A 23,928-nucleotide genomic window follows, 5' to 3' on the forward strand; every position below is an offset into this window, starting at 1 on the left:
CTTGGTTTTATATCCCATGATTACAGCAAACAGTCGATAGCGGCTTCGATTCAGCCGGGCTGAGGTTCAACACGACAAAACGAGTACCACTGTTCGTACCTGTGACGACACAAGTCTTACCTACAAGTGAGCGAATACGGTCAGGCGTCCAACCGTTTTTACCGAAAAGTTGAGTGGTCATATTGTTTACCTTTGTCTGTTTACTGAGCTTTTCTGTTACGTGACAAATCAAGTTGCTTGTCGACATCAGCAGTAGTATCGTTGTCTGATATTCACTATAACTCTCACCGCGGTGTGTAAATAGGCGAATTCATCTCAATTAATTGCCTATTTGTGTCAATATCGATGTAAGGTGCTGAAATGATAAAGCAACAGATCAAACAGCTTGTTGAAGAGCGAATCACTGAAGACGGTATGTTTGATACCGGTATAAAAGGGGTTCGCCTGTTTAAGGTCACGACGGCAGTTCCTTGTGTTCCCGCCGTATATGAACCGACGGTCATTGTGATCTTGGGTGGCAAGAAAGAAGCGATACTCGAAGGTGCACGCTACGTTTATGACAATAACCAGTACATGTGTTGCACCGTATCGATTCCGGTCGAGGCAGGTACGCCAGAAGCATCCCCTGAGGAGCCTCTGATTGGCGTTTATATCTCACTTGATACCAAGCTGATGACAGAATTAGCGATTGAGATGGAAAGCACGGCGGGCGCCGTTAAGCTTCCTAAGAGCAGTAACCAGCCGCCAGGGATGTCTCTAGCAAACTGGGATGACGCATTTTCCGATGCCTTATTGAGGCTTCTTCAGCTTGGCGATGATAAAGCTGACCTGTCTATACTTGGTGATAGTCGATTGCGCGAGCTGTATTACGCAGTGCTTAAAGGGGAGGCGGGAGTTTCTGCCCGAAGGGCGTTTGGTGTTGGAAACGAAATTGCTCGCTCAATTGAGTATTTGTCTCTTAACCTTAGTAAGAATGTCACCATAGATGAACTTGCATCGTTAGTCGGAATGAGCAGGGCGGTGTTCCATCGAAAATTCAAACAAGCCACTCGGATGTCACCGATTCAGTTTATGAAGTCGATGCGCCTTAACAACGCGGCGATGAAGATTGCGAGTGGCATGAATGTGAGTGAAGCAGCGATGGCCGTTGGTTATGTAAGCTCTTCTCAATTCAGTCGAGAGTTTAAGCGTCTTTATGGCGTATCGGCGAAACAGTGGAGCCAGTCTCAAGAGCTGCCCAAGAACATCGCGTAGTGAGCGGTTACCTCCTCAGATTTGTTGTTTGATACAAATAGGCAATTTTTAGAGACTATGTCGCCTAGTTTTTGCTCAGTGTGAGAGATAAAGTATAGACGTACCAACAACGAAGGTAACTCGTCGTGAAGAAGCTATTTTTATCTATAGGAGTCGCTATGGTTCTCGCTGCAAACTCATCTGCAAATGACATCAATTCTGAGCTGAATAAACTTGATGGCACAGTTCAGGATAATGAAGGCAACATCTATCGAACTGTGCAAATTGGTGATCAAGTTTGGATGGCTGAAAACCTAAGAAGCACTAAGTTTCAAGATGGCACAGCCGTCAGGTCGGGCGCTATTCCAAAAGATGACGAAACAAACTTATTGAAATATGGCCGACTCTATAACTGGCACGATGTTGCGGATGAAAGACGTTTATGTCCAGAAGGCTGGAGAGTCGCGACCGACGAGGATTGGAAGACGCTTGAGCGAACCATTGGCATGTCCGAAGAGGAGCTTGACCAAGAAGGTTGGCGCGGAGGTGACCAAGACCTAGGCTTACAGCTTAAAGAAGCACAAACGGATGGTCCATTTAAGAAAGTAGATCAATCACTCGTTAACAAGCATAACTTCTTTGCTAGACCTGCCGGGGTTAAATGGAATGGTTGGTATATCACTGAGGGAGCGTATACCGAATTTTGGACCGCAAGTAGCGCTTCTGAAAGCAAAGGTATTATTCGCACGCTGGCATATTCTTGGTGGAACGCACATAAAGGTGAAATACGCCGTGCAACCAGTTCTAAAGAATATATGTTCACCGTTCGCTGCGTGAAGATTTAATGCGCTTTCTCTTAGTAAAAAACTCTGCCAGTTGTTTCGATAGCTGTTCCATTTCCAATCGTAGGTAATCTATATGACTCATTCTTCAATTCTAATTACAGGTGCTAACTCAGGACTTGGGTTCGAGGCTGCGAGACAACTTGCCCAGCAAGAAAGTGTTTCAAAAATTGTTCTGGCTTGCCGCAATCAAACGCGAGCGGAAGAAGCATTGCATCGGTTAGAAGAACTTACCGGCAGGAATATATTTGAAATATTAATTGTCGATGTAAGTAGTTTAGAGTCATGCCAAACAGCGGCTGAAAACCTCAGCACCAATATCGATAGCATGATTTTGAATGCAGGTGGTGGCGGTGGAACAGAACCGACTAAACTGACAAAGGACGGATCCACGTTTATCTTTTCAGCCAACGTTTTGGGACATGTCCATTTTACTGACCTTCTAATGCAGAATGGTAAGTTATCCAAACAAGGGTCAGTGATGTATGTGGCTAGTTTTGCAGCAAGAGGTGCTTCTGAGGTTGGCGCAGCGAGACCGCCAATTCACGACGGCTCCATCGAGGAATGGACGTCAGTTGTAAACGGAGAAAAGTTTGCTGATAACAAAACGTACACTGACATCTACGGTTCCGTTAAGCTCATGGGCGCAATGTGGACGATGAGTATGGCTAGACAGTACCCTCAAATGCGTTTTGTCACGGTTGATCCTGGAATGGCGAGAGGCACTGCTGGAACGGCGACACTTCCATGGCACCAGCGTTGGACTATGAATACCGCTATGTGGGTTATGCAATTACTTGGTAAAGCACACTCTGTGGATGTAGGCGCAAAGCGTTACGTGGATGTTCTGTTGAACGATGATAGCTTTACGTCAGGTATTTGGTGGGGTAGTGAGAAAGGACTAACTGGAACACTGGCTAACCAAGTTACACATTGGCCTGAGATCATTGGCAAGGAATCAGCCCAAGACAATGCTAATGCCGTTATCCATAACTTCATAAAGTGATAGTTGGCCTAGTGTAATAGAGTTGGGTGCATGTGATTAGCCGAATAGAGTCTATTAGACCTGTTCGGCTTTTATATTTTGCAGAGCCATTCCTCCAAAAAACGTTTTGCCTCTGATTGTCGACTCTTAGGGTGCAGTAGGTAATACCCGTTGCCAGACTTGACGGTAGTTGGACTGAGTTGGGCTAGCCGCCCGATTGCAAGGTCCTGTTGCGCTAGGGTGGTATCACCAATTGCAATACCAAAGCCCTGTAAAGCCGCGTTCATGGCTTGATCAAGCGTAGCGAAGTGTTGGTTGTTGTGGCTGCTTAGTCCTTTGTGACCCGTTTGTTCAAGCCATAGTTTCCAGTCACTCTGCTGAGGATTGGCATGAAGCCAAGTATAGTCTTTGAGTGCTTCGGCTGGTTGCTGGCTTAGCTCTGTCGCCGGAATTTTGTCGGGGCGACAGATTGGTGCGAGTGTTTCCTCAAACAAACATTGGCTATGAAGCCGATGATTCGTATTTTCCTTTCCATAAACGATGACCATATCAAACGAATCAAAGTTAGGCTCTAGGGCGTGCTTGATCGTTGATGTCAGCTCTACATCAATATCAGGATACTGTTGCTGAAAGTCCATCAATCTTGGTAGTAGCCATGATGTGATGCAACTTGGGGCATTTAGCCTGATCTTCGACTCTCCTCCAGAGACCTTTTCTAGTGCTGAATGAAGTTGATTGAGCGATTCTTCAATAAGAGGTGAAAGTTGCTCACCTTTTGGCGTAAGCGATAGTCCTCTTGCGTGGCGATAGAAGAGTTCTGTACCTAAATGCTGTTCCAACGATTGAATCTGTCGACTAATCGCCCCTTGTGTCAGATTGAGCTCACTTGCTGCATGGGTGAAGTTGAGATGAGAGGCGGTAGCAAGAAACGCCTGCATTGATTTGATGGAGGGCAACGTTTTTTTCATTCAATTAAGCCATGCAATTATTTCATGGCTAGTATGTGTATATTTCGTTTCTTAAATCAAGCGTCATTTGATTAAATAGCCCAATAAAGTGAATTAAAAGTCAAAAATGACAGTTGATAGTGCAATTGTAAGCTGATTTAACTTATAACTATAAAACGGAAAAGCAGTACTTTGAGTGAGTTTATCGCAGGGCTTGTGCCTCAAGCCGTAAAAAAATTAATACCTTACCAGTCAGCAAGGCGTATCGGAGGAAGTGGTCGTGTTTGGCTAAATGCCAATGAACTTGAACACCCAGTGCAAAACGATAGTGCTGATATGGAGTTGAATCGCTATCCAGACTTTCTACCTCAGGATATAGCGAAAGCGTACCAGCGCTATGCACGCACCTCTGCCGATGTCGTCGCTGTACGCGGTGCCGATGAAGCGATAGATCTGTTGATCAGAACCTTTTGTCAGCCAGGGAAGGACAGTATCGTCATCTGTTCTCCAACTTATGCTATGTACGAGTTTTGTGCTGAGTCTCTTGCAATTGAAGTGCGGGATGTACCTCTTAAGCCATGCTTTAATTTGGATGTAGACAAGGTGGTCGAGGAAGCGAAGCATGCCAACATGGTCTTTCTATGCTCACCGAACAATCCGACCGGTAATGTGATTCCACGTGGAGATATCATCTCAGTACTTGAAGGGACAAAACAGTCTTCACTAGTTGTGGTTGATGAGGCGTACATAGAATTTGAGTTGGGGGCTTCAACAGCGGATCTGATAGAGCAGTTCCCACATTTGGTGGTCATTCGTACATTGTCGAAAGCGTTCGGATTAGCGGCGGTTCGCTGTGGCTTTATTGTCGCCAGTGGTGCGGTGATGGAGTATGTAAACAAGCTCATTCCACCTTATCCAATGCCGGATTGTTCTTCCAAGATTGTCCTCAAGTCGCTTTCTGAGAAGGGACTTGAACAGGTGAAACACGTCATTGAAGAGCTTATCGCAACGCGTGACTGGTTCAGCCTAGAACTGGCGAAACTCGATATTGTGTCTGAAGTGTACCCGTCATCAACCAATTTTGTTTTGGTGAAGGCGCGCGCGGGCGTTGATTTGTTTGATGTGATGAAAAACAAAGGCATTGTCACTCGAAACCAGACTCACGAACCTGCTTTGCAGCAGTGTGTAAGAATTACCATTGGCTCTAAAGCAAGCATGCTTGAAGTCATTGACGTATTAACAACCTATTCAGAAGAGCAGTGTGTAGAGCTGTCATAAAAGGGATTTACCAATGAAGAAAATTATTACTAGCATCGTTTGCATATCAGCACTATTCATCGGTTCAGTGCAGGCTAAAGAGGTCAGGCTGGCTTCAGATTTTACCTATCCACCTTTTAATTATAAAGACAGCCAAGGAACGCCAGTAGGGTTCGATATTGAGATCGCCGACGCCTTGTGTGCTCAAGCTGAGCTTGATTGTGTTTGGGTCACGCAGAGCTGGGACTCTTTGATCCCGAGCCTGCTATCTCGTAAGTCTGACGTGATTATGGCATCCATGCGAATCACAGAAGAGCGTAAGAAGAGAGTGCTATTTACCAACAAGTACTATCAAACACCTGCTCGCTTTGTCGCCGCAAAAAGCGCGACTTTTGAAATGGATAAAGAAGGTCTGAAAGGGAAGACGATTGGTGTCCAACAAGGCACTATCCATGATACCTATGTGACTGACCATTTTGGCTCTATCGCGACAATCAAACGTTATAACGGTCAGGATGAGGTTTACCTTGATCTTCAGAATGGTCGCTTAGATGTAACATTCGGGAACTCTGATCAATTGGCTCTGGCACTATTAGATAAGCCTGAGGGTGCTAATTTCGAATTTAAAGGTAAGGCAGTGACTGACAAAGCCTACATTGGTGAAGGAACGGCGTTGGCGTTGAGACTGCAAGACAAGAAACTCGCCGCTCAGTTTAACCAAGCCATTAAAGATATCCGTAGTAACGGAACCTATGACAAGATTGCGGCAAAGTACTTCAATTTTGATATTTATGGCGCGGAATAAGCGCGCACTAAAAAGGAGAGCGATAAGATAAGCTCTCCTTTTTCATAGCTTAACCACAGTGTTTGATTAAGGGTGCTCGCCTGCGACTAATCGCTCTTCAATATCAGCAATCACTTCAGGCAGATCGGCAATAGTATCAATTAAGTAGTGCGGGGCTGATTTACCCAGTTTCACACGGGCACGCTCGCGCGCTGCGTCGAGAGTTTCTGCATCAGCGGCTTGGTATTCTTCAAATGTTAGTCCGGCCTCGTTACCCGATAGCAATAGACCCACAGTCCACATTCCTGCATTGTGACCCTCTTCGATGCCAGGCGCAGCATCGTCAACTTTGACGCATGCGCCAACGCTTGTAACACTTAGCTCAATGGCATTTTTCAGTGCCATGAATGGTGCCGGGCGACCGCCTTGTGGAAGATCGTCTGTCGCTACTACGTAATCAGGTTGGTAGCCGTAATCGGCCGCAACAGGAACAAGAACGTCCATGACTTCACGCGGATAACCTGAACATGAGCCGATTTTAATGCCTTTCTGTTTTAGGTTATTCACGACCTCGACAGCATTTAGAATTGGCGCTGCATGGTCAGCGACTTTCGCTTTCTGCAGAGGCATAAATGCCGCGTAGATAGCATCAATGTCCGCATCGTCCATCTCTTTGCCAAACTGAGCCACCCAACGTGCTTTCACGGCTGGGATCTGACCAACGGCTTTGATGTGGTCCCATTTACCGATACCCATCGGCTCACGGGCTTCTTCTAATGAAATGTCGAAGTCGAAGCCTTGCTTAAACGCAGAGACAAAGATGCTCGTCGGTGCGAATGAACCAAAGTCAACAATGGTGCCAGCCCAGTCAAAAACAACAGCTTGGATAGGGGATGGTTGAGTCATAGTGGTATTCCTTATTTTCTAACTTATTGTTTAGCGACAAACATGAGCAATGGCGTGCTCAAAGATATCGAGAGCTTTGGTGAGCTCTTCTCGGGTGATAATTAAAGGTGGACTTAGCTGAATGACGTTTCCTTGAGAAACCTTAAAGCTCAGTCCTTGATTCAAGCACTGGTATAGCACCTGCTCCGCTTCATCGTAAGCACGCTCTTTGGTGATATGGTTTGTCACCAACTCAACACCCCACAACAAGCCAATACCGCGCACATCACCAATGATTGAGTATTTGTCTTTCATCTGCTGCAGGCGTGCTCTCACAAACTCGCTGTCTTCACGTGTTTTTTCGAGTAGCTTTTCTTGTTCGATGGTTTCCATCGTTGCCAGCGCAGCTGCGCACCCTAGAGCGCTTTTTTCGTGGGTATAGTGACCGAGCGAGATCTCGGCAGCAGTGTTGTACTTGTCTTTGGTCACCATGGCAGCGATAGGGACTAAGCCGCCACCGAAACCTTTACCGATACATAAAATATCTGGCTCAATGTCGAATGCTTGATAGGTGAACCATTCGCCGCTTCGCCCCATGCCATTGGGAATGTCATCGATGATCAGCATGACGTTGTGTTTGTCGCAGATTTCACGAATGCGCTGCCAGTAGGCTTTACTTGGTACCTGGACATCGGTATTGCGAACGCCTTCTGCGATAAATGCGCCGATACCGCCCTCTTTTTCAATGACATACTCTAGGTAGTCGGCGTAGTGGACGTCGCTACCGTCTTGAGAAGGGAACGCGCCTCGGTATGAAACTGCTGGTGGTATGCGTTCGACACCTGCCATTAGAGGTCCCATACCTTCGCGGAAGCACGCTTCGCCCCCGACAGAAATCGCGTCAAGAGAAGCGCCGTGGAATGAATCCCAGAGTGAAACAACCTTGTAATTGCCAGTGATGTAGCGAGCAAGCTTAAGCGCCATTCCTACAACGGATGTACCGCCTGGCGCAAACAAAACTCGGTTTAAATCACCACCGCAGATTTCAGTCAGTTTTTCAGCGCATTGCACTGCTGTTTCATTGGTAAAACGGCGTGGCGAAAATGGTAATGAGTGCATCTGCTCAGTGATTCGTTTGATCACATGAGGGTGCGCATAGCCTAATTGATGCACGTTGTTACCATGAAAATCCATATAACGCTTGCCACGCGTGTCCTGAATGTAGATGCCTTCGGCGGCTTCTAGAGAATCAAGACATGGCGTAGACATAGATTGATGTAAAAATACCTCAGCATCACGCTTAAGTAGCGTTTGTGTCGCCTCGTCTTGAATCTTGCTGTTCCATTCTTGGCGAGCAAGGGTGTTGTTCACATCCCCTTCGCTGCGAAGGTGAGTCGCTGTACTCGACATTATGAAAGCTCCCAATACATAGCGTTTTTAATGGCACCGATTAGGCGTTCAATGTCTGCTGGGTGAACATCACCAATGTTACCTATGCGGAAACAGTCAGCATTGGAGACTTTACCTGGGTAGATAACAAAACCCTGCGCCTTCAATCGGTCATAGAACTCTTTGAATTGATAGTCGCTATGCTCTGGCGAGTAGAACGATGTGATGATGGGTGAGTGCAGATCATCATTGAGCAAGGTACGGAAACCCAAAGAGCGCATTCCTTGTACTAAGGTTGTCTGGTTGGTTTGATAGCGCTGGTGACGGGCACTAATGCCGCCTTCTTGCTCAAGTTCAATCAAGGCCTGATAGAATGCACGTACTGTATGAGTAGGAGACGTGAAACGCCACTTACCATGATTGGCTTGCATGCAGTGCCATTGGTCATAAAGATCGAGACTTAGTGAACGTGCGCGGCCTTTGCATTTTTCTAACTCAGACTGTTTAGCAACCACAAAACCAAAGCCTGGGACACCTTGAATACATTTGTTGGCAGAGCTGATCATAAAGTCGATGCCCAGATCCCCAATATCCATAGGAATACCACCAAAGCTCGACATCGCATCGAGAATCACGGTTTTGTCATATTCTTTTGCTAGCGTGGCGACTGCTTCAATTGGATTTAGCATGCCAGTGGTCGTTTCGCAGTGAACTATCGCGACGTGCGTGATAGAGGCATCCTGCTCTAGTGCGGTTTTTACCTTGTCTAGGCTTGGTTGGCTTACCTCTCCAGGGGCAACAACATGGGTAGCAATGTTTAAGTAGTCGGCAATTTGTGCGATACGCGCACCGTAGGCGCCATTATCGACCACGAGTAGCTTGTCATTCGGACCAATAGAGCTGCCAATCGTTGCTTCAACAGAAGCAGTACCGCTACCTTGCATGAGCACACTTGTATAGCCTTCGTGCTCAGTCGCTAGCTTTGTTAATTTGGCACGAATCACTTCGACGATCTCTTTGTTGTAATCGTCATCCCAAGTACACCAGTCTTTCAACATTGCCTGACGTACGGTTTCGGAAGTCGATAATGGACCGGGCGTAAGCAACAAGTATTCGTTTTTCATTTTGCGTCTCGTTTGTTTTGGACTATACCAATTATTGTAATCACTCTAGCAACCAAATTTTGTAAACGCAAAGGGCGGAATCCAACTTTCACAAAAGTTTCATAACTGCACTTTGAGCGTAAAACTAGTCGGTAAAGTCGATTTTATTTAGTAAAACTGCCATTTTTTGTTCATTTAATCGTCATATAACAAAACTAAGGTGGGCTTTATCAACTGGTACAGACCAAATTTAACTGGAGACGAAGATGAAAAACCGTTTGACGAAGGGAACACTGGCGACACTGGTTTCTCTACTAGCCACTAATGCACTAGCAGCGACAGAAGTAACCGTGTATACCGCTTTCGAGACTGACATTCTTGCTAAATACAAGAACGCGTTTGAGAAAGAAAACCCAGACATCAAGATCAAATGGGTTCGTGATTCGACAGGTATCATGACGGCGAAACTTCTCGCCGAGAAAAACAATCCTCACGCGGAAGTTGTATGGGGGTTGGCAGGCTCATCGATGGCTCTGCTTAAGGAAGAAGGCATTCTTAAGCCATATACACCAACAGGCTTAGAAGACTTGAATGAGAGCCTTAACGATCCTCAGACGAATCAAGCTTGGTTTGGTAACGACGCATTTTTCAATGCTATCTGTTTCAACGAAGCGGTGGCAAAACAGCTTAACCTGCCGAAACCACAGTCTTGGGAAGATCTGACTAAGCCGGTTTATCAAGGTCATATCGCTATGCCAAACCCAGCGTCTTCGGGTACGGGATACATGCAAGTATCGGCGTGGCTGCAGAACATGGGTGAAGATCAAGCTTGGAACTATATGAAAAAGCTAGATAACAACATTGCACATTACACGCACTCTGGCTCGAAGCCATGTGTTCAGGCGGGTATGGGAGAAGTCGCTATCGGCATCTCAATGGCTGTGCGCGGTGCTAAGCTCATCAACCAAGGTGCGCCACTCGCGGTTATCACGCCAAAAGGCATCGGTTGGGAGTCTGAAGCAGTCGGTTTGGTTAAAGAGTCTGATGCCGCTAAGCGAGTGGTTGACTGGTCAATCTCCAAGGCAGCAAACGAGCTTTATGTTGAGTCTTATCCAGTGGTTGCTCATAAGGCGGTAACGGGCAATGTGTCAAACTACCCTGAGGTAGAAGAGGCTATGGCTGACATGGACTTTAGCAAAATGGGTGCAGATCGCGCTGAAGTGCTAAAAACATGGTCTCAAAAATTTGACGGTAAGTCGGAGCCACGATCGTAGTCAATGATGGCTGACTGTTGCATACATCAGTCACGCATTAACTGATGATGTATTAAAGAAGGGAAGTTCTTAGGATCTTCCCTTCGTTGTTTTTAGCAAACAGAGATACCATCATCGCGAAAATTGTCGATTGCAATCTACCTGCTACAAAACTGTCATCCCGATGAAACAAACCAGATTTACATTTGGTATATACCATTGGAGAGACGATGATGACAGTATCCAACCCTTATCTAGATATTAAAAATGTGGTGAAACAGTTCGGTCAGTTCACGGCATTAAAACAGATTTCCCTCGCCATCAACAAGGGCGAGTTCGTTTGCTTTCTTGGACCATCTGGTTGTGGCAAAACCACATTACTTCGCGCCATTGCGGGCTTGGATTTACCAACTACGGGTGAAATCCATCAAGCAGACAAAGACATTACTTTTCTTCCACCAGAAAAACGCGACTTTGGCATTGTATTTCAATCTTATGCGCTATTTCCTAACCTAACGGTACAAGAGAACATCGCCATAGGTTTAAAGAACCAAGGTATGTCAAATAAAGAGGCGTTGGAGAAAGTAGAACACTGGCTAGAAATGATTGGTCTACCAACGTCTGGCAATAAGTATCCTAACCAACTTTCTGGCGGTCAGCAGCAGCGTGTTGCGCTAGCGCGCGCGTTGGCGCTGTCTCCAGGTCTGCTTCTGCTCGATGAACCTTTGTCAGCTCTTGATGCAAAAGTACGTACTCACCTGCGTGAAGAGATCTGCCAAATGCAGCGAAAGCTTGGCATCACTACCATCATGGTAACGCACGATCAGGAAGAGGCCTTATCCATGGCTGACCGTATTGTGGTGATGAACCATGGCGTGATTGAGCAAGTAGGCACGCCGCAAGAAGTGTATGAGAAGCCGGCAACGCGTTTCGTTGCTGATTTTGTCGGCAGCATGAACTTTATCGAAGCTTCAGTAGCGTCAACGACGAGTCTGCGCATCGCGGAAAGTATGCTGTCATTACCGACTTTGGAAAACATGACGTTAGAACAAGGAGATATCTTTGACCTTGCTGTCCGTCCTGAGAGCCTGAAGTTTGTCGAGCATGCTGCCAATGCGATTCCAGTAAAAGTACTGGCAAAAGAGTTTCAAGGCGCGTTTTATCGCGTCGAGGTGATGATGCAGCACGCGCCAACTGCCGCGCCTATTTACATTGACGTTCCAGTCAAACATGCCAACGAGCTTCAACTTCGTCGCAACGATATTCGTTACGTCGAGTTTTCTGAGAGTGGATTGCTTGGCTATCGCCGAGAAACAAGTCAGCTAAAAGCCGCGGCATAGGGAAGGGTCAATGCAGGTTACTTCAACTCTAAATTCTGGTGGCACAATGAAACAACGTCTGGCGTTACTCACCACTCAAAAAGTCAGTGCTAAGTTTAGTAAAGACAATATGGTACTTTTTGGACTGCTAACGTTTCTATTTGTCGCTATGACACTGTTTATCTTGATGCCCTTGTGGGCAATGATGAAAAAGAGTGTGCAGAACAGTGCCGGTGAGTTCGTTGGTCTTGAGAATTTCGCTACCTATTTTGCCACCGACAGTCTGTGGTATTCACTAAGTAATACGATGACGCTCGGGCTTATTGTCACTGTGGTGGTTGGCTTTTTAGCATTCGGTTACGCTTATGCGTTGACTCGCTCGTGTATGCCATTGAAAGGTCTGTTTAACTTGATGGGGACGGCACCAATCTTAGCGCCGTCGCTACTCCCAGCAATTAGTTTGATCTTCTTGTTTGGTAATCAAGGTGTGGCGAAAGAACTACTGCAAGGACACTCTGTTTATGGCTTGATTGGTGTTTCACTGGGCCTAATATTTTGGACCTTTCCCCATGCCTTGATGATTTTAGCTACGTCACTGCGCACCTCAGATGCTCGTCTATACGAAGCGGCACGTGCACTAAAAACATCGCCGGCTAAAACTTTCTTCACCGTTACTTTACCTGCGGCTAAGTATGGATTGATCAGCACACTCATCGTCGTGTTTACTCTGGTGGTTTGTGATTTTGGTGTACCTAAAGTGATTGGTGGCAGCTACAACGTGTTAGCGACCGATATATTCAAGCAAGTCGTTGGCCAGCAGAATTTTTCTATGGGGGCGGTAACCAGTATCTTGTTGCTTCTTCCGGCTATTCTGGCGTTTACTGTTGACCGCTGGGTACAGAAAAAGCAGAAGAGCATGCTAGATAGTCGCTCCGTGCCCTATCAGCCATCTCCCAATAAGTTGCGTGACTCCCTTTGCTTTGTCTATTGTCTGTTGGTTTCTTTGGCGGTGTTAGCTGTGCTTGGTATGGCAGTGTATGGTTCGCTGGTTACTTTCTGGCCTTGGAACAAAGCCCTCACTCTCAATAACTATAACTTCGCCGAGATGAGTACTTATGGCTGGAGCCCGTACTTTAACTCCCTGAAACTGGCGACATGGACAGCAATCATAGGCTCGGTGGTTATCTTTATCGGTGCTTACTGCATTGAGAAAGGGCGTGCGTTTGGTCCGGTTCGTCAAGCGATGCAGATGATAAGCGTGATTCCAATGGCCGTTCCTGGGTTGGTACTGGGTTTGGGTTACATCTTCTACTTTAATGACGCTAACAACCCCCTCGGTGTGTTGTATGGCACCATGGCATTCTTGGTTATCAATACCGTTGTGCATTATTACACTGTGGGGCATATGACGGCGTTGACGGCACTCAAGCAGCTACCTTCAGAAATTGAGGCGACGGCTGCGTCGGTTAAGCTGCCGCAATATAAGCTGTTTTTCAAAGTTTCTTTGCCATGCTGTTTGCCGGCTGTGTTAGATATAGCGATATATCTATTTATCAATGCTTTAACAACCACGTCTGCGGTAGTATTCTTGTATTCAACAAACACGATCCCAGCGTCTGTCGCGGTGCTTAACATGGATGATGCCGGTCAGACGGGCAGTGCAGCGGCAATGGCGGTAATGATCATGCTCTCGGCAGCCGTTGCCAAACTGGTTCACATGGTTGTTGGAAAGCTATTTGAAGGCAAAACTCAAGCTTGGCGTAAACGCTAATAGACGAGATATTTCGATTAATAATCGTGTTGGATAACGATTGAATTAAGGATGCCAAGTGCAATACGTAAAAATAAAAGACGCCATTGTTGAGCAAGTTGAATCGGGCATGCTTGCTCCGAGGCAAAAATTGCCAGCAGAACGCAAGCTTGCTGAGTCGTTTGATACCACTCGTGTCACGCTTCGTGAAGCACTGTCACTGCTTGAAGCAGAAGGGCGCATTTATCGTGAAGATCGTCGTGGCTGGTTTATATCTCCTGAGCCGCTCCGTTATGACCCTACGCAGACCCTTAACTTTACTAATATGGCGATTTCTCAGAATCGACAGCCTCGTACTGAGCTCATTGCAGCAAAAGGGATCCTGACAACAAAACAAGCGGCTCAGCTTTTGGAATTACCACCTTTCTCAGATATTTATCGAGTAGATCGCGTGCGTTACCTTGAAGAGCGCCCAGTCGTTTATGTGACCAACTTCATTCGAACCGAAAAGTTTCCAGACCTCCTAGATGTGGATATGGCTGGTGCGTCATTGACGGATATCTATCGTGAGAAATACGGTGTTGTCTACGATAGGGTGAAGTACCGAGTCACCACAACCTCACTGCTGGGCGAGGTGGCACAAGCGCTGCGTGCAACTTCAGGTACTCCTGCAATGATGGTCGAGCGTATTAATTACAATCAGCATGGCGAGCTTATTGATTGTGATATTGAATATTGGCGCCATGATGCTATCAGTATCGAGTCCATCGCTCAGCTCGAAAGATAGGTTTTCATACACTTCTTTTGATTTATCTTCTTACCAGCCGACACCCAAGTGGTGTCGGTTGTTTTTTATCGGATCTTGTTGTGACACTCTACGCTGCTCTTCTTGTTATCTTTTCGGCGCTACTTCATGCGGGTTGGAACATTCTTGGTAAGTCTAATAATGGCTCAGGCTACTCGTTCACTTTAGGCGCTTCTCTTTCACAGTTCTTGCTGCTCTCTCCGTTTATTGTCTGGTGTTTCATTCAGGTTGGAATCAGCAATATCTCTGCACATTTTTGGTGGTTGCTTGGGATCAGCGCTGTTGGTCAGGTTATCTACTTGGTTGGGCTGCTCAGAGCTTATAAGAATGGGGACATAGGCGTTATTTACCCAATCGCTCGCGCTTTGCCTGTGTTAATGGTTGGGTTGGGGGCTTGGGCACTAGGGCAATCGTTAGACCTCACCGCTTGGTTTGGTTTCGCTATTTTGACGCTAGGTTGTTTGCTAGTGCCATTGAAAACACTTAAAGGCTTGAGCGTGAGTGCCTATGCCAATCGCGGAGTCTTTTGGGCGTTCATCGCGGCTATTGGCACCACGATATACTCTATCGTCGATAAAGAGGGGATCAATTGGTTGGTGTCTGAAACGACAGCGCTGACGTCGCTCCATATCGCCATGTTGTATCTGGGATTGCAAACTGCCGGCATCACTTTGATGTTGATCTTGTGGCTAGTCTTTACCAAACAGACTCATGAGATCGCACTCGCTTGGAAGTATCGCTATCATTCGACGGCGGCAGGGCTGATGATGGGGCTAACGTATGGCATCGTATTGTATGCGATGACAATGGTCGAGAATGTGAGTTATGTCGTTGCCCTTCGCCAAGTGAGTATTATCTTTGGCGTCTTTATGGGGATGTGGTTTCTTAAAGAGCCTTGGCTGAATAGTCGCATCCTTGGGGTACTTTTGGTCTGTTCGGGTCTCATTATCGCTTTGGCGTTATAGCAAAGTGGTAAGAGTGACATTGATCCAACCCGTGTAATACCGATGGAAACTAGTGTACACTCTCGCAATAAGTACATGATTAAAATGGAATTGAGTAATAGATGCGATTGGAACACGTGATAGAAATCATCGAACATACTGATTCAGATCTCTTTGAAGATGCGATAGAGCAGTTTAATGCGTATGGCATTGTGACCGACGCTCAACTGCCGTTTTTGGATATCGTGTATCAATCCGCACCAGATGCTTTGTGTCAGAGATTGATGGGCGTAGGGTGCAAAGGTCGCCCTCAAGTCGCCAAAGGTGTGTTGTCGAATGGCTATATTGTATTCAACGCTGAGCTGTTTGATGAAGCTGAAGCGGTTGATAAGCATAAGGCAAGCGCTTTCTCTAATACATAATGTTATTCATACCGAACTAAAAAAGCCCTTGTATTTTCATACAAGGGCTTTGTTTTTGCTTCGAGATTAGTATTTCTTCAGAATCTCGATGATCGCAGCTTCACTCTCAGCAGCGATAATGGCTTCAACGTCATCATCGTTTTGGAACAGTTCAGCTAACGCCATAATGGTTTGAATGTGGCTGTCTGAATCCATTGCCGCCAGTGTGATTGAGAAGTAAACGTCACCGTTATCTTCTGACTCTAAATCGACACCGTTTTTGAATACTGTTACCTGAAGCGCTGCTTCGTTAACCCCGTCTTCTGGACGAGCGTGTGGCATTGCAATTTTAGGAGCCAGTACGTAGTACGCACCGATTTCTTTATGCTTCGCCTTGATTGCTTCAAGGTAGCTAGCTTCTACTTTACCTTGCTCCAATAGCTTTGAGCAGGTGATGTCGAGTGCAGCGTTGACAGACAAGTTTTCTTCGTTACAGATAACAATGCCGTTATCGCCAATTAGATTAAAAATACTCATTGAACAATCCAACCTAGAATCAGACCAACTACACCGAAGTCGAAGTCAGCAAATGTTGTTGCTTCAAGACCAAGACCACCTAGAACTGGTAGTAGTAGCATCGGTAGGAACGAGATACATAGACCTTGAACAAATGCACCAAGGATTGCACCGCGTAGACCACCCATCGCGTTACCATAAACACCTGCAGCACCACCTACGAAGAAGTGAGGTACAACACCTGCTACGATGATTGTCCAGTCAAAAGCACCTTGGATACCCATAGACACTAGGCCTGCAGCGAATGAAGATAGGAAACCAATCAATACCGCGTTAGGCGCTACTGGGAACACCATAGGACAATCTAGAGCTGGCTTCGCACCTGGTACAAGCTTGTCAGAGATGCCTTTAAATGCTGGAACGATTTCCGCAATCAACATTTTCACACCTTGAAGAACGATGTAAACACCACCTGCGAATACCAGAGATTGCATGAAGGTAAATACTACCCAGTTCTGACCGCCAGATACGCTCTCTACGAACTCACCGCCAGCGAAGATAGATGCAATCATAAAGAAGATTGCCATTGTTGTTGCAACTGCAACTGGCGTATCACGCAAGAACATAAGGCTCTTAGGTACGTTGATCTCTTCTGTTGATTTCGATGGGTCACCAAATTTGCTACCCACATAGCCTGCGATTAAGTATGAAAACGTTGAGAAGTGACCCATAGCAAGTTGGTCAGTACCCATTACTTTCACGGTATATTTTTGTGCAAGAGCAGGCATGATTACCATTAGTGAACCAACGATAATTGAACCCATTGCAACTAATGCTGCACCTTGGATCTCCGCAGTAGACAGGATTACCGCCACCAACATTGACATGAACATGGTGTGGTGACCTGTAAGGAAAATAAACTTCAATGGCGTGAAACGAGCCAAAAGAATATTAACCAAGAATGCGAAGAACATAATTAATGCCATTTCATAACCGAAAGCTTCTTGTGCTAGAGCAACAATTGCTTCGTTATTTGGAATAACACCACTTACGCCAAATGCTTCTGTAAATACAGTTGAAAAATTATTTAGTGCGCCAACAAGAGCGCCAGCACCAAAACCTAAAATTAGGAAACCCATTACGGTTTTAATGGTGCCTTTAAGAATAGTCGATACGTCAGCTTTCTGGGCAATTAAGCCCACGAAAGCTATAAGACCTACCATAATTGCGGGCTCTTTTAATAAGCCCAGCATAAACTCGAAGAAATTTTGCATTACATCTTTTCCTTACATTAATTTTTTCAATTGTTCTTCGATAGAAGCTTTATCAAAAATATTCGCAAGGCTAACAATGTTTTCTTTACCAGCATCAGCTAATTGGTTAGCAACGTCAGTCGCAGCAACCCAAATATCAGCAGTACTTGACGCTGCAGATGATAGATCTTCATGATCAACTTCGGCATCCAGACCAATTTTACCTACTACTTCCTTAACGGCCATTTCCATCATTAGTGAAGTACCAAGACCATTTCCGCATACAACCATAATCTTTTTCATATCATCATTCTCATGTGAGTTTATAGGGGAGGAAGGGTTTTCCTCGCTATTGGATGGTACAAATCATATCCAAACTGACCAAAACAACAATAGACCTGTGTCACAAAATCAAATTGACCTTGTGACGTGAGTCGCATTAATTTGAGTTAAAGTCCCAAAATAGGGGGCTTTAACTCTTTAGTGTTATGGCCCACAGAGAAGTATAGGAAAGGAGTGAGGTATTTGTAGTTTAAATGGAAGGCTTGTAATTAATCTTTTGTGCTATGAATATAATGGCAGTGCAGTAAATGATTATTTACCATAGTCAGTAAGCATCTTTTTGAGTAGCTTATTAACATCTTTGGTTTTCTTATTTCTCTTAGTAAGTGCACTCAAAGAAGTCGGTAGTTTAGGTTGGTCGTTGTCGATCTCTTCATCATTGATTTTTTCACGAAGTTTTTGCACGGCAGGACGAAGCATACGAATTTCTTCACCGTCTTCAGTTTCTAATAGAATAACATTTTCAGATTCGACTTGAGTAATCGTTAGCATTCCATGTTTTGGGGATAATACCGTTTCTCCAACCATGGAAGATTGAATGGGTGCGGCACGATCGCTAATTTGACCGCCACGTAATTTTGACGCGGTAGTAGAGCGAATATTACCGGTGTTCTCAAATGCGACAATGACAGTATGAGTATTGTAATACTCCACAACGGTAACATAACCATGAGATTTTGTTTCGAACCTAGCGCCTATTTGCATATCGTGTGGCGCATCCATTTTCTTTATTTGCATTTACAATCCAGAGTACAACTTCGCAAGTTCAACCTATTAAGTATACACACTCAAGAATTTTAAAGAAATATTCTAGGTACATGTTGATGCTAAACACTGTTACTTTTGGTAAAGCTAGTTCTAGATATGGCGAAGTGCAATGCGTGATGGTGCCAGTCCTGTAATGCGCTTAAACGACCTTGAGAACTGAGACACGCTGGCAAATCCGACATTGACCGCTACCCTTGAAACCGCTTCTCCCTTTTGCAACTGCTCCAGTGCAATGTCAGCAATGAGGTTATCTCTTAGCTGTCGAAAAGTGATGCCATGCTGACTCAAGCGTCTTTGCAGTGTGCGCTTACTCACTTCGATAATCTGAGCCGCTCGCTCTAAGTCAAACTTAAGCTCAAGGACATAAGGTCGAAGGGCGCTGTAGGTTTGACTGATGACGTTGTAGTGCATACCGTAGTCTTCTTCATCCTCATCCCTTCGTGCATTTGAGAAGGACGCAGGTTGCGATAGCAGTGCTGATTCAATGATCACACCAGACATCTCACGTGCCTGAATAAACTGAATTTGGCGTGGGAAACACCCAATCACATCACTGCAAGATTGCGATTGAATGTGCACTTGTTTGGGAAGCCACTTTGATTGAGTGATAGCCTGAATGAGTTCGACCATAGTCCATAATGAGAAAACTTCTGACCAAATAAACGCTGAGTCCGCACCTGTGTTTACTTTGTAGCGCGTGAAGATGAAATCTTCTCCATGCAGGGTCAATGATATCTCTGACTGTGGTATTTGAGCTTGAATCAACAGAATGAGATTGCGTACTGCCTGCTCAACAGTTTCGCAATCATTTAGCTCAGCAAGGAGTGCTGGGACAATTTGAGTGCGTAGTACCTGTCGAATGATTGAGGTTCCTTTCTCCTCTCCTAGTTCTTGATAGGTCAATTCTAGCAACCTAAATAGTGCACGTAGTGGCAAGAATGTAGATTCTGTCTGCTGATAATCACTAGGAAGACCAGAAGCCGCTACCATATAGCTAACATCAATACCGTGCTGTTTTAAGTGCGACAGAATGCTGGTGGCATAATCACTATAAACGACTGGGAACATGAGAGTCTCCTCGAGGTGGTGTGTTAGGTTGTGTGTTTAATATAATTAATCGAGATGTACTTTAGAAATGATAGGTTTGGATAAAGGATATGTGCGAAGTGTATATCTGTGGTTTATCAGAGAGTTATTAGGTGAGAATGGCAACCGCATTCTCACCTGTTTGTCGCCTATGATTTGATAACGGATTTCTCTGGAGCAATTTCACCGTTCATTACTTTCTGGCTCACGCCGTAGTAGCGCACCGTAAATGAGAAATCTTGTCCGTTGGTATCTATGTTGTTGATGGCATTCGAGCCACAGTTAAAAGACACAGTGACCGTGCCGTCGCCATTCGTTACCCAATCGTTTGATGAGATATGGTTAGCCCCAGCAATAAGGTAACGAGACTCATCGTACGGTGTTAATGAGGTAAAGTATTTTGACTCGGGTTCCTCAAAGGTTGTGGTTTGGCACTGCTCCGCGTCAAGCATGACAGAGTTGGTGTAAAGGTTCGCGACATTAACCTCTGGCGATGAACCGCCCCAGCCATTGGCGTTCTCCAAGTTCCACTGATGCAAATCCGTCACCTCTTTAGAGGTGCGAGGGAAGGTATAAGCAAATACTTGTCCCTGTGTTTCGGCAGTGAGGGTAGACGTCCACGCTTCGACTTCTTGATAGTCGTAGTCTTGAACTTCATAAGTGCCGAACTTGAGTGTATCTGTTTCGATCTTATCTTGAGCTGTGCGTGCTGCTTCTAGCCCTTTTTCTGTACCTGTACGATAGATGAGAAATGCATAATCTGTTTCAATCGCCGCGGTATATGAACCCTCACCAACCACGTAATGTTCACCGTGACCGCCTTCGTTCACAACCTGCACCGCCATATAAACGTCAGATTCTGGAATTTCAAATGTCACCATACCGTCCACTGCCTCAACGACTGCAACAGAGTATAAGGTGTCGTCATTCATCTGGACTGTTGGTGCATCTTTACCTCTCGGAGGCAGGTTACGCATGTGCGTGATCTGTTGGTTTGCACCAAGCGCTACCCAGTTGCGATAGTTGCGAGCGGTTTCCGCATGAGCGTAATTTTGCTCTGTGATCTCTATAGTGCTAGAGGCTTGATTTGTGGTTTCGGTGGATGTTGTGCTGCAAGCGGTGAGCGCAAAACCAAGGCCAAGGATTGAGCAAGTAATGAGTGATTTCTTGAAAGTCATAGCTATCTCCGAAGTGGATTCATCGTCACTATTAACTCGCCCTGTATTTAATAGCGTTGCTTGTTGATGAATAGCTTACGAAGATAGCCCTATCTATTCCAATGATATGTACTTATAGCTGATATGCCTGAGGTGCATATCATGTTTAAGTAGTTGAGATTCGCTCGGACAATGAATCGACGACAAGCTGCTTAAACCAACGATGAGCTGGGCTACTTTCCGTTTTTCGGTGTTCAATCAGATATAAGCCGACGTAGTAGTCGTCACGATTAAATGCCTTAATCACTTGCAGTTCTTCGTGGTTGAGTAGGTCGTCCGCTAACGCATGACTTGAAATCATTAATCGGTCCGTACCTGCAAGAGAATCCAAAAGCGTGGAAAGTTGCCCGGACTTCAGAGCTATGGTGCGACTCTGACCTTGTTTCGCCAACTCTACATCGATTGGGTTTAGGTAATTGTGATTGGAGCGAACATCCAGGGATAGATCGACAAATTGATAGTTAAGGCAGTCTTCTATGGTGATATCGGTTTGTTGCGTTAACGGATGAGTTCGAGAGCCATAGATAACAGGGTAGGTACTACCGATCTTTTGGAATTGATACTCATCACTTTGAGGTGGCTCTTCAACATGAATCGAAAAGTCGACCTGTCCATCTTTTAGTAGTTGAATCGGTTCGCGTGATGAGGGGTACTCTTCTAGCGTGACCTTAGGTGCAACGTCTTGAAGCGCCCTAGCTAAAGGCGCGGTTAGGAATCGACTCATCAGTGGGGGAACGGATAAACGAAAAGCACGTTCACATTCGAGAGGGGAGAAACTAAGCCCATTCAATAAAGTGTCAATTGAGAGCAGAATACTATCCAGTGATGCTTCAAGCTCAAGTGTTTTCGCTGTGGGCTGTAATCCATTGGACTCACGGTAGAACAGTGGATCGTTAAACAGATCTCTGAGTCTGGCAAGCGTTCGGCTCATTGCTGGTTGAGACAAATAAAGCTTCTCAGCAGCACGAGAGACGTTGCGCTCTTTAATTAGCACACTAAGGGAGACGAGTAAGTTTAAGTCAATTCGAGACAGTTCTTGTTCAAGGGTTTTCATCCGCTCACTCCATAAACACAATTATTACCACAAAGCATATCACTATATTGGCAAAGTGCATGGCATTAATAATTAATCCAGTGTTGGCTTGAGATGGGCATCACGGTGATCGAAAACCACTGAGTTTGAGTAACTTATATCAATATTCCGCTAATCCAGGTATCGACACATGCATGTTACTCATCAAGATATACTTAATTTAGAAGACCGCTATAGAGCTAACTTCGTCAATAGCTTATCAGGCTTTAAAAGTGCTAATCTCATAGGTACTGCAGATTATGAAGGGAACACCAATTTAGCCATTGTGAGTTCGGTATTTCATTTGGGTGCTAACCCTCCATTAATCGGAATGATTTCAAGACCCCACTCAGTCGCTAGAGATACGCTAGAGAACATTCAGTCTGTCGGCGAGTACACCATTAATCATGTCAACAATGATATTTGGAAACGAGCGCACCAGACGTCGGCACGCTACCCAAGAGAAGTTTCTGAATTTGAGGCGGTCGGATTAACACCTGAATGGCAAGAGGGTGTGCGTGCCCCTTTTGTTGCCGAGAGTCGGCTAAAGTATTCGCTTGCGCTAAAGAGCAGTCAAACTATCGATCTAAACGGTGTCGTATTGCTGATTGGAGAGATCACTAACCTGCATGTCGAGCGAGAGGCAATCGCTGAAGGCGGTTATATCGATATTGAATCACTAGGCAGTGTCGCCGTATCGGGTCTGGACAACTACCATGTGACAGACAGTTTGGGGAGGCTCACTTATGCCAAACCACACACCAAACCAGAAATCTTTGGTTAGCCGACAAAGATTTCAACACCTTTAGATTTTAAGTGTTTGAGCATATCCTGAGGCGCAGCCTCATCTGTAATGAGCACAGAAATTTCGTTGGTGCTGCCGATTGAGGAGGGGAATATCTGGCCAAACTTACTTGAATCAGTGAGCACAACATTACGACGCTTTTTGGCAAGTATGGTACTAGCGATATCGGCGCGCATCATATCTCGACTGGTAAAGCCAGTATCGATGTCAAAGCCGTCAATTCCTAAGAATGCGGTACTGAAGTGGATATTCTCAATGCAAAGCTTGGTCAGCGGTCCCACCAAGCTCTCCCCTTGATGTTGATATACCCCACCCAACAAAATGATGTTGGCAGACGTGTGGCGGATTAAATGGGCGATATAAGCTGATGGCGTGATGATGGTGACATCACCACGCTCTGCGAGTGTTCTCGCTAACAGAGCATTGGCGCTGCCACCTTCAATTAGCACGGTTTCATTTGGCGTTACAAGATCCGCCGCTTTATTCGCGAGTTGCTGCTTGATATCGAAGTGCACCTCAAGACGAGATTCAATATCATCACTTTGTAGTGCGACTGCGGCGCCATGAACCCGTTTGAGGTAACCGTTTTTCTCCAAGAAATTAAGGTCTTGACGAATAGTGACGCCAGACACACCTGTCAGTTCAGAAAGCTCGCTGACTTGCACTCTGGTTCTGTCGTTGACGAGGTTAAGGATTTCAGATTGTCTGGAGTTCATAATTAGTCCTTGGGGCGCAGGGGGTTGAGTTTTATGGTGTGGGTTGGTGATGATTCGAGTTATGGATGGTGTTTACTTCAGCAAGATTCCTGCCTGCGCAGGAATGACGAACTACAACGACTGAGCATCCCGAATAATGGCGTCATCCCTGCGCAGGCAGGGATCTACTCAAAGCGATCAGCAAACCAAAAGAGAGCAATTATAGCTCTCTTTCATTTATGTTTCATTTGAAAGCTAAACTCTTCACAAAAAACTG

Annotated in this window: 25 protein-coding genes; 12 read left to right on the forward strand and 13 right to left on the reverse strand. The window is 45.5% G+C overall.

The window, feature by feature from the left end:
- Positions 1–7: 7 nt before the first annotated feature.
- Positions 8–181: a hypothetical protein gene (locus tag J4N45_RS20655; protein WP_252016607.1), complete on the reverse strand. Its 174-nt coding sequence runs from the start codon at positions 179–181 to the stop codon at positions 8–10.
- 179 nt (positions 182–360) lie between these two features.
- Here J4N45_RS20655 and J4N45_RS20660 point away from each other — a divergent pair, with 179 nt between their 5' ends.
- From J4N45_RS20660 to J4N45_RS20670, 3 genes are all read left to right on the forward strand, one after another.
- On the forward strand, positions 361–1,254 hold the full coding sequence (locus J4N45_RS20660) for an AraC family transcriptional regulator (protein ID WP_234497197.1): 894 nt from the start codon (positions 361–363) through the stop codon (positions 1,252–1,254).
- A 125-nt stretch (positions 1,255–1,379) separates the two neighbouring features.
- Complete coding sequence (locus J4N45_RS20665; RefSeq protein ID WP_252016609.1) at positions 1,380–2,078, forward strand: fibrobacter succinogenes major paralogous domain-containing protein; 699 nt, start codon at positions 1,380–1,382, stop codon at positions 2,076–2,078.
- Positions 2,079–2,151: 73 nt separating this feature from the next.
- The gene (locus tag J4N45_RS20670; protein ID WP_252016611.1) at positions 2,152–3,081 is read left to right on the forward strand and encodes an SDR family NAD(P)-dependent oxidoreductase; all 930 of its coding nucleotides are present in this window, start codon (positions 2,152–2,154) and stop codon (positions 3,079–3,081) included.
- A 71-nt stretch (positions 3,082–3,152) separates the two neighbouring features.
- On the opposite strand, the gene J4N45_RS20675 is transcribed toward J4N45_RS20670, so the two are convergent.
- The gene (locus tag J4N45_RS20675; protein WP_252016614.1) at positions 3,153–4,028 is read right to left on the reverse strand and encodes a LysR substrate-binding domain-containing protein; all 876 of its coding nucleotides are present in this window, start codon (positions 4,026–4,028) and stop codon (positions 3,153–3,155) included.
- Positions 4,029–4,199: 171 nt separating this feature from the next.
- Between J4N45_RS20675 and hisC the strand changes: the two genes are divergently transcribed.
- Positions 4,200–5,285, forward strand: coding sequence for a histidinol-phosphate transaminase (gene hisC / locus J4N45_RS20680; RefSeq protein WP_252016617.1), 1,086 nt, complete (start codon positions 4,200–4,202; stop codon positions 5,283–5,285).
- Between the two features lie 13 nt (positions 5,286–5,298).
- Positions 5,299–6,069 carry an ABC transporter substrate-binding protein gene (locus tag J4N45_RS20685; RefSeq protein ID WP_252016619.1) on the forward strand — a complete coding sequence of 257 codons (771 nt, stop codon included), beginning with the start codon at positions 5,299–5,301 and terminating at the stop codon, positions 6,067–6,069.
- Positions 6,070–6,135: 66 nt separating this feature from the next.
- Here the strand turns inward: J4N45_RS20685 and phnX are convergent, their stop codons facing one another.
- Genes phnX through phnW form a run of 3 tightly spaced genes read right to left on the reverse strand, consistent with a single transcriptional unit; the run spans position 6,136 to position 9,446 of the window.
- Complete coding sequence (gene phnX / locus J4N45_RS20690) at positions 6,136–6,954, reverse strand: phosphonoacetaldehyde hydrolase (protein ID WP_252016622.1); 819 nt, start codon at positions 6,952–6,954, stop codon at positions 6,136–6,138.
- A gap of 30 nt (positions 6,955–6,984) precedes the next feature.
- Positions 6,985–8,343 carry an aspartate aminotransferase family protein gene (locus J4N45_RS20695; RefSeq protein WP_252016625.1) on the reverse strand — a complete coding sequence of 453 codons (1,359 nt, stop codon included), beginning with the start codon at positions 8,341–8,343 and terminating at the stop codon, positions 6,985–6,987.
- Positions 8,343–9,446 (reverse strand): 2-aminoethylphosphonate--pyruvate transaminase, encoded by a 1,104-nt coding sequence (gene phnW / locus J4N45_RS20700; RefSeq protein WP_252016627.1) that lies wholly within the window; start codon positions 9,444–9,446, stop codon positions 8,343–8,345. The genes J4N45_RS20695 and phnW overlap by 1 nt, the downstream gene beginning before the upstream one ends.
- 245 nt (positions 9,447–9,691) lie before the next feature.
- On the opposite strand from phnW, the gene J4N45_RS20705 reads away from it, so the two are divergent.
- The 6 genes from J4N45_RS20705 (at position 9,692) to J4N45_RS20730 (ending at position 15,918) form a co-directional block, all read left to right on the forward strand.
- Positions 9,692–10,699: a putative 2-aminoethylphosphonate ABC transporter substrate-binding protein gene (locus J4N45_RS20705; RefSeq protein WP_252016629.1), complete on the forward strand. Its 1,008-nt coding sequence runs from the start codon at positions 9,692–9,694 to the stop codon at positions 10,697–10,699.
- Between the two features lie 212 nt (positions 10,700–10,911).
- Positions 10,912–12,018, forward strand: a complete 1,107-nt coding sequence (locus J4N45_RS20710; RefSeq protein WP_234497174.1) for a putative 2-aminoethylphosphonate ABC transporter ATP-binding protein — start codon at positions 10,912–10,914, stop codon at positions 12,016–12,018.
- 46 nt (positions 12,019–12,064) lie between these two features.
- Entirely contained in the window at positions 12,065–13,768 is a 1,704-nt protein-coding gene (locus J4N45_RS20715) for a putative 2-aminoethylphosphonate ABC transporter permease subunit (protein ID WP_252017272.1), read from the forward strand.
- A gap of 58 nt (positions 13,769–13,826) precedes the next feature.
- On the forward strand, positions 13,827–14,534 hold the full coding sequence (phnR, locus tag J4N45_RS20720) for a phosphonate utilization transcriptional regulator PhnR (protein ID WP_252016632.1): 708 nt from the start codon (positions 13,827–13,829) through the stop codon (positions 14,532–14,534).
- An 80-nt stretch (positions 14,535–14,614) separates the two neighbouring features.
- Positions 14,615–15,517, forward strand: coding sequence for an EamA family transporter (locus tag J4N45_RS20725; protein ID WP_252016634.1), 903 nt, complete (start codon positions 14,615–14,617; stop codon positions 15,515–15,517).
- 101 nt (positions 15,518–15,618) lie between these two features.
- Positions 15,619–15,918, forward strand: a complete 300-nt coding sequence (locus J4N45_RS20730; RefSeq protein ID WP_252016637.1) for a hypothetical protein — start codon at positions 15,619–15,621, stop codon at positions 15,916–15,918.
- 66 nt (positions 15,919–15,984) lie between these two features.
- On the opposite strand, the gene J4N45_RS20735 is transcribed toward J4N45_RS20730, so the two are convergent.
- The 7 genes from J4N45_RS20735 to J4N45_RS20765 form a co-directional block, all read right to left on the reverse strand.
- Positions 15,985–16,434, reverse strand: coding sequence for a PTS sugar transporter subunit IIA (locus J4N45_RS20735; protein ID WP_252016640.1), 450 nt, complete (start codon positions 16,432–16,434; stop codon positions 15,985–15,987).
- Complete coding sequence (gene ulaA, locus J4N45_RS20740) at positions 16,431–17,687, reverse strand: PTS ascorbate transporter subunit IIC (RefSeq protein ID WP_128648996.1); 1,257 nt, start codon at positions 17,685–17,687, stop codon at positions 16,431–16,433. The genes J4N45_RS20735 and ulaA overlap by 4 nt, the downstream gene beginning before the upstream one ends.
- Positions 17,688–17,699: 12 nt before the next feature.
- Complete coding sequence (locus J4N45_RS20745; RefSeq protein WP_252016643.1) at positions 17,700–17,969, reverse strand: PTS sugar transporter subunit IIB; 270 nt, start codon at positions 17,967–17,969, stop codon at positions 17,700–17,702.
- Positions 17,970–18,260: 291 nt separating this feature from the next.
- On the reverse strand, positions 18,261–18,731 hold the full coding sequence (locus J4N45_RS20750; protein WP_234497783.1) for a hypothetical protein: 471 nt from the start codon (positions 18,729–18,731) through the stop codon (positions 18,261–18,263).
- Positions 18,732–18,866: 135 nt separating this feature from the next.
- Positions 18,867–19,844 (reverse strand): helix-turn-helix transcriptional regulator, encoded by a 978-nt coding sequence (locus J4N45_RS20755; RefSeq protein WP_252016645.1) that lies wholly within the window; start codon positions 19,842–19,844, stop codon positions 18,867–18,869.
- Between the two features lie 167 nt (positions 19,845–20,011).
- Positions 20,012–21,040, reverse strand: a complete 1,029-nt coding sequence (locus J4N45_RS20760) for a DUF1254 domain-containing protein (RefSeq protein ID WP_252016647.1) — start codon at positions 21,038–21,040, stop codon at positions 20,012–20,014.
- A gap of 145 nt (positions 21,041–21,185) precedes the next feature.
- Positions 21,186–22,133 (reverse strand): LysR family transcriptional regulator, encoded by a 948-nt coding sequence (locus J4N45_RS20765; RefSeq protein ID WP_252016649.1) that lies wholly within the window; start codon positions 22,131–22,133, stop codon positions 21,186–21,188.
- A gap of 169 nt (positions 22,134–22,302) precedes the next feature.
- Between J4N45_RS20765 and J4N45_RS20770 the strand changes: the two genes are divergently transcribed.
- Positions 22,303–22,935 carry a flavin reductase family protein gene (locus J4N45_RS20770; protein ID WP_252016652.1) on the forward strand — a complete coding sequence of 211 codons (633 nt, stop codon included), beginning with the start codon at positions 22,303–22,305 and terminating at the stop codon, positions 22,933–22,935.
- Here the strand turns inward: J4N45_RS20770 and J4N45_RS20775 are convergent.
- Positions 22,932–23,672, reverse strand: a complete 741-nt coding sequence (locus J4N45_RS20775; RefSeq protein ID WP_252016655.1) for a DeoR/GlpR family DNA-binding transcription regulator — start codon at positions 23,670–23,672, stop codon at positions 22,932–22,934. The genes J4N45_RS20770 and J4N45_RS20775 overlap by 4 nt on opposite strands.
- Positions 23,673–23,928: the final 256 nt, after the last annotated feature.

The organism is Vibrio sp. SCSIO 43140 (assembly GCF_023716585.1).
Taxonomy (GTDB): domain Bacteria; phylum Pseudomonadota; class Gammaproteobacteria; order Enterobacterales; family Vibrionaceae; genus Vibrio; species Vibrio maritimus_B.

Bases quoted from the DNA above. Each gene is read 5' to 3' on its own strand.
- J4N45_RS20655 (WP_252016607.1), bottom strand. From the start codon at position 181: ATGACCACTCAACTTTTCGGTAAAAACGGTTGGACGCCTGACCGTATT.
- J4N45_RS20660 (WP_234497197.1), top strand. From the start codon at position 361: ATGATAAAGCAACAGATCAAACAGCTTGTTGAAGAGCGAATCACTGAA.
- J4N45_RS20670 (WP_252016611.1), top strand. From the start codon at position 2,152: ATGACTCATTCTTCAATTCTAATTACAGGTGCTAACTCAGGACTTGGG.
- J4N45_RS20675 (WP_252016614.1), bottom strand. From the start codon at position 4,028: ATGAAAAAAACGTTGCCCTCCATCAAATCAATGCAGGCGTTTCTTGCT.
- J4N45_RS20685 (WP_252016619.1), top strand. From the start codon at position 5,299: ATGAAGAAAATTATTACTAGCATCGTTTGCATATCAGCACTATTCATC.
- phnX (WP_252016622.1), bottom strand. From the start codon at position 6,954: ATGACTCAACCATCCCCTATCCAAGCTGTTGTTTTTGACTGGGCTGGC.
- J4N45_RS20695 (WP_252016625.1), bottom strand. From the start codon at position 8,343: ATGTCGAGTACAGCGACTCACCTTCGCAGCGAAGGGGATGTGAACAAC.
- phnW (WP_252016627.1), bottom strand. From the start codon at position 9,446: ATGAAAAACGAATACTTGTTGCTTACGCCCGGTCCATTATCGACTTCC.
- J4N45_RS20705 (WP_252016629.1), top strand. From the start codon at position 9,692: ATGAAAAACCGTTTGACGAAGGGAACACTGGCGACACTGGTTTCTCTA.
- J4N45_RS20710 (WP_234497174.1), top strand. From the start codon at position 10,912: ATGACAGTATCCAACCCTTATCTAGATATTAAAAATGTGGTGAAACAG.
- J4N45_RS20715 (WP_252017272.1), top strand. From the start codon at position 12,065: ATGAAACAACGTCTGGCGTTACTCACCACTCAAAAAGTCAGTGCTAAG.
- J4N45_RS20730 (WP_252016637.1), top strand. From the start codon at position 15,619: ATGCGATTGGAACACGTGATAGAAATCATCGAACATACTGATTCAGAT.
- J4N45_RS20735 (WP_252016640.1), bottom strand. From the start codon at position 16,434: ATGAGTATTTTTAATCTAATTGGCGATAACGGCATTGTTATCTGTAAC.
- ulaA (WP_128648996.1), bottom strand. From the start codon at position 17,687: ATGCAAAATTTCTTCGAGTTTATGCTGGGCTTATTAAAAGAGCCCGCA.
- J4N45_RS20745 (WP_252016643.1), bottom strand. From the start codon at position 17,969: ATGAAAAAGATTATGGTTGTATGCGGAAATGGTCTTGGTACTTCACTA.
- J4N45_RS20750 (WP_234497783.1), bottom strand. From the start codon at position 18,731: ATGGATGCGCCACACGATATGCAAATAGGCGCTAGGTTCGAAACAAAA.
- J4N45_RS20755 (WP_252016645.1), bottom strand. From the start codon at position 19,844: ATGTTCCCAGTCGTTTATAGTGATTATGCCACCAGCATTCTGTCGCAC.
- J4N45_RS20760 (WP_252016647.1), bottom strand. From the start codon at position 21,040: ATGACTTTCAAGAAATCACTCATTACTTGCTCAATCCTTGGCCTTGGT.
- J4N45_RS20765 (WP_252016649.1), bottom strand. From the start codon at position 22,133: ATGAAAACCCTTGAACAAGAACTGTCTCGAATTGACTTAAACTTACTC.
- J4N45_RS20770 (WP_252016652.1), top strand. From the start codon at position 22,303: ATGCATGTTACTCATCAAGATATACTTAATTTAGAAGACCGCTATAGA.
- J4N45_RS20775 (WP_252016655.1), bottom strand. From the start codon at position 23,672: ATGAACTCCAGACAATCTGAAATCCTTAACCTCGTCAACGACAGAACC.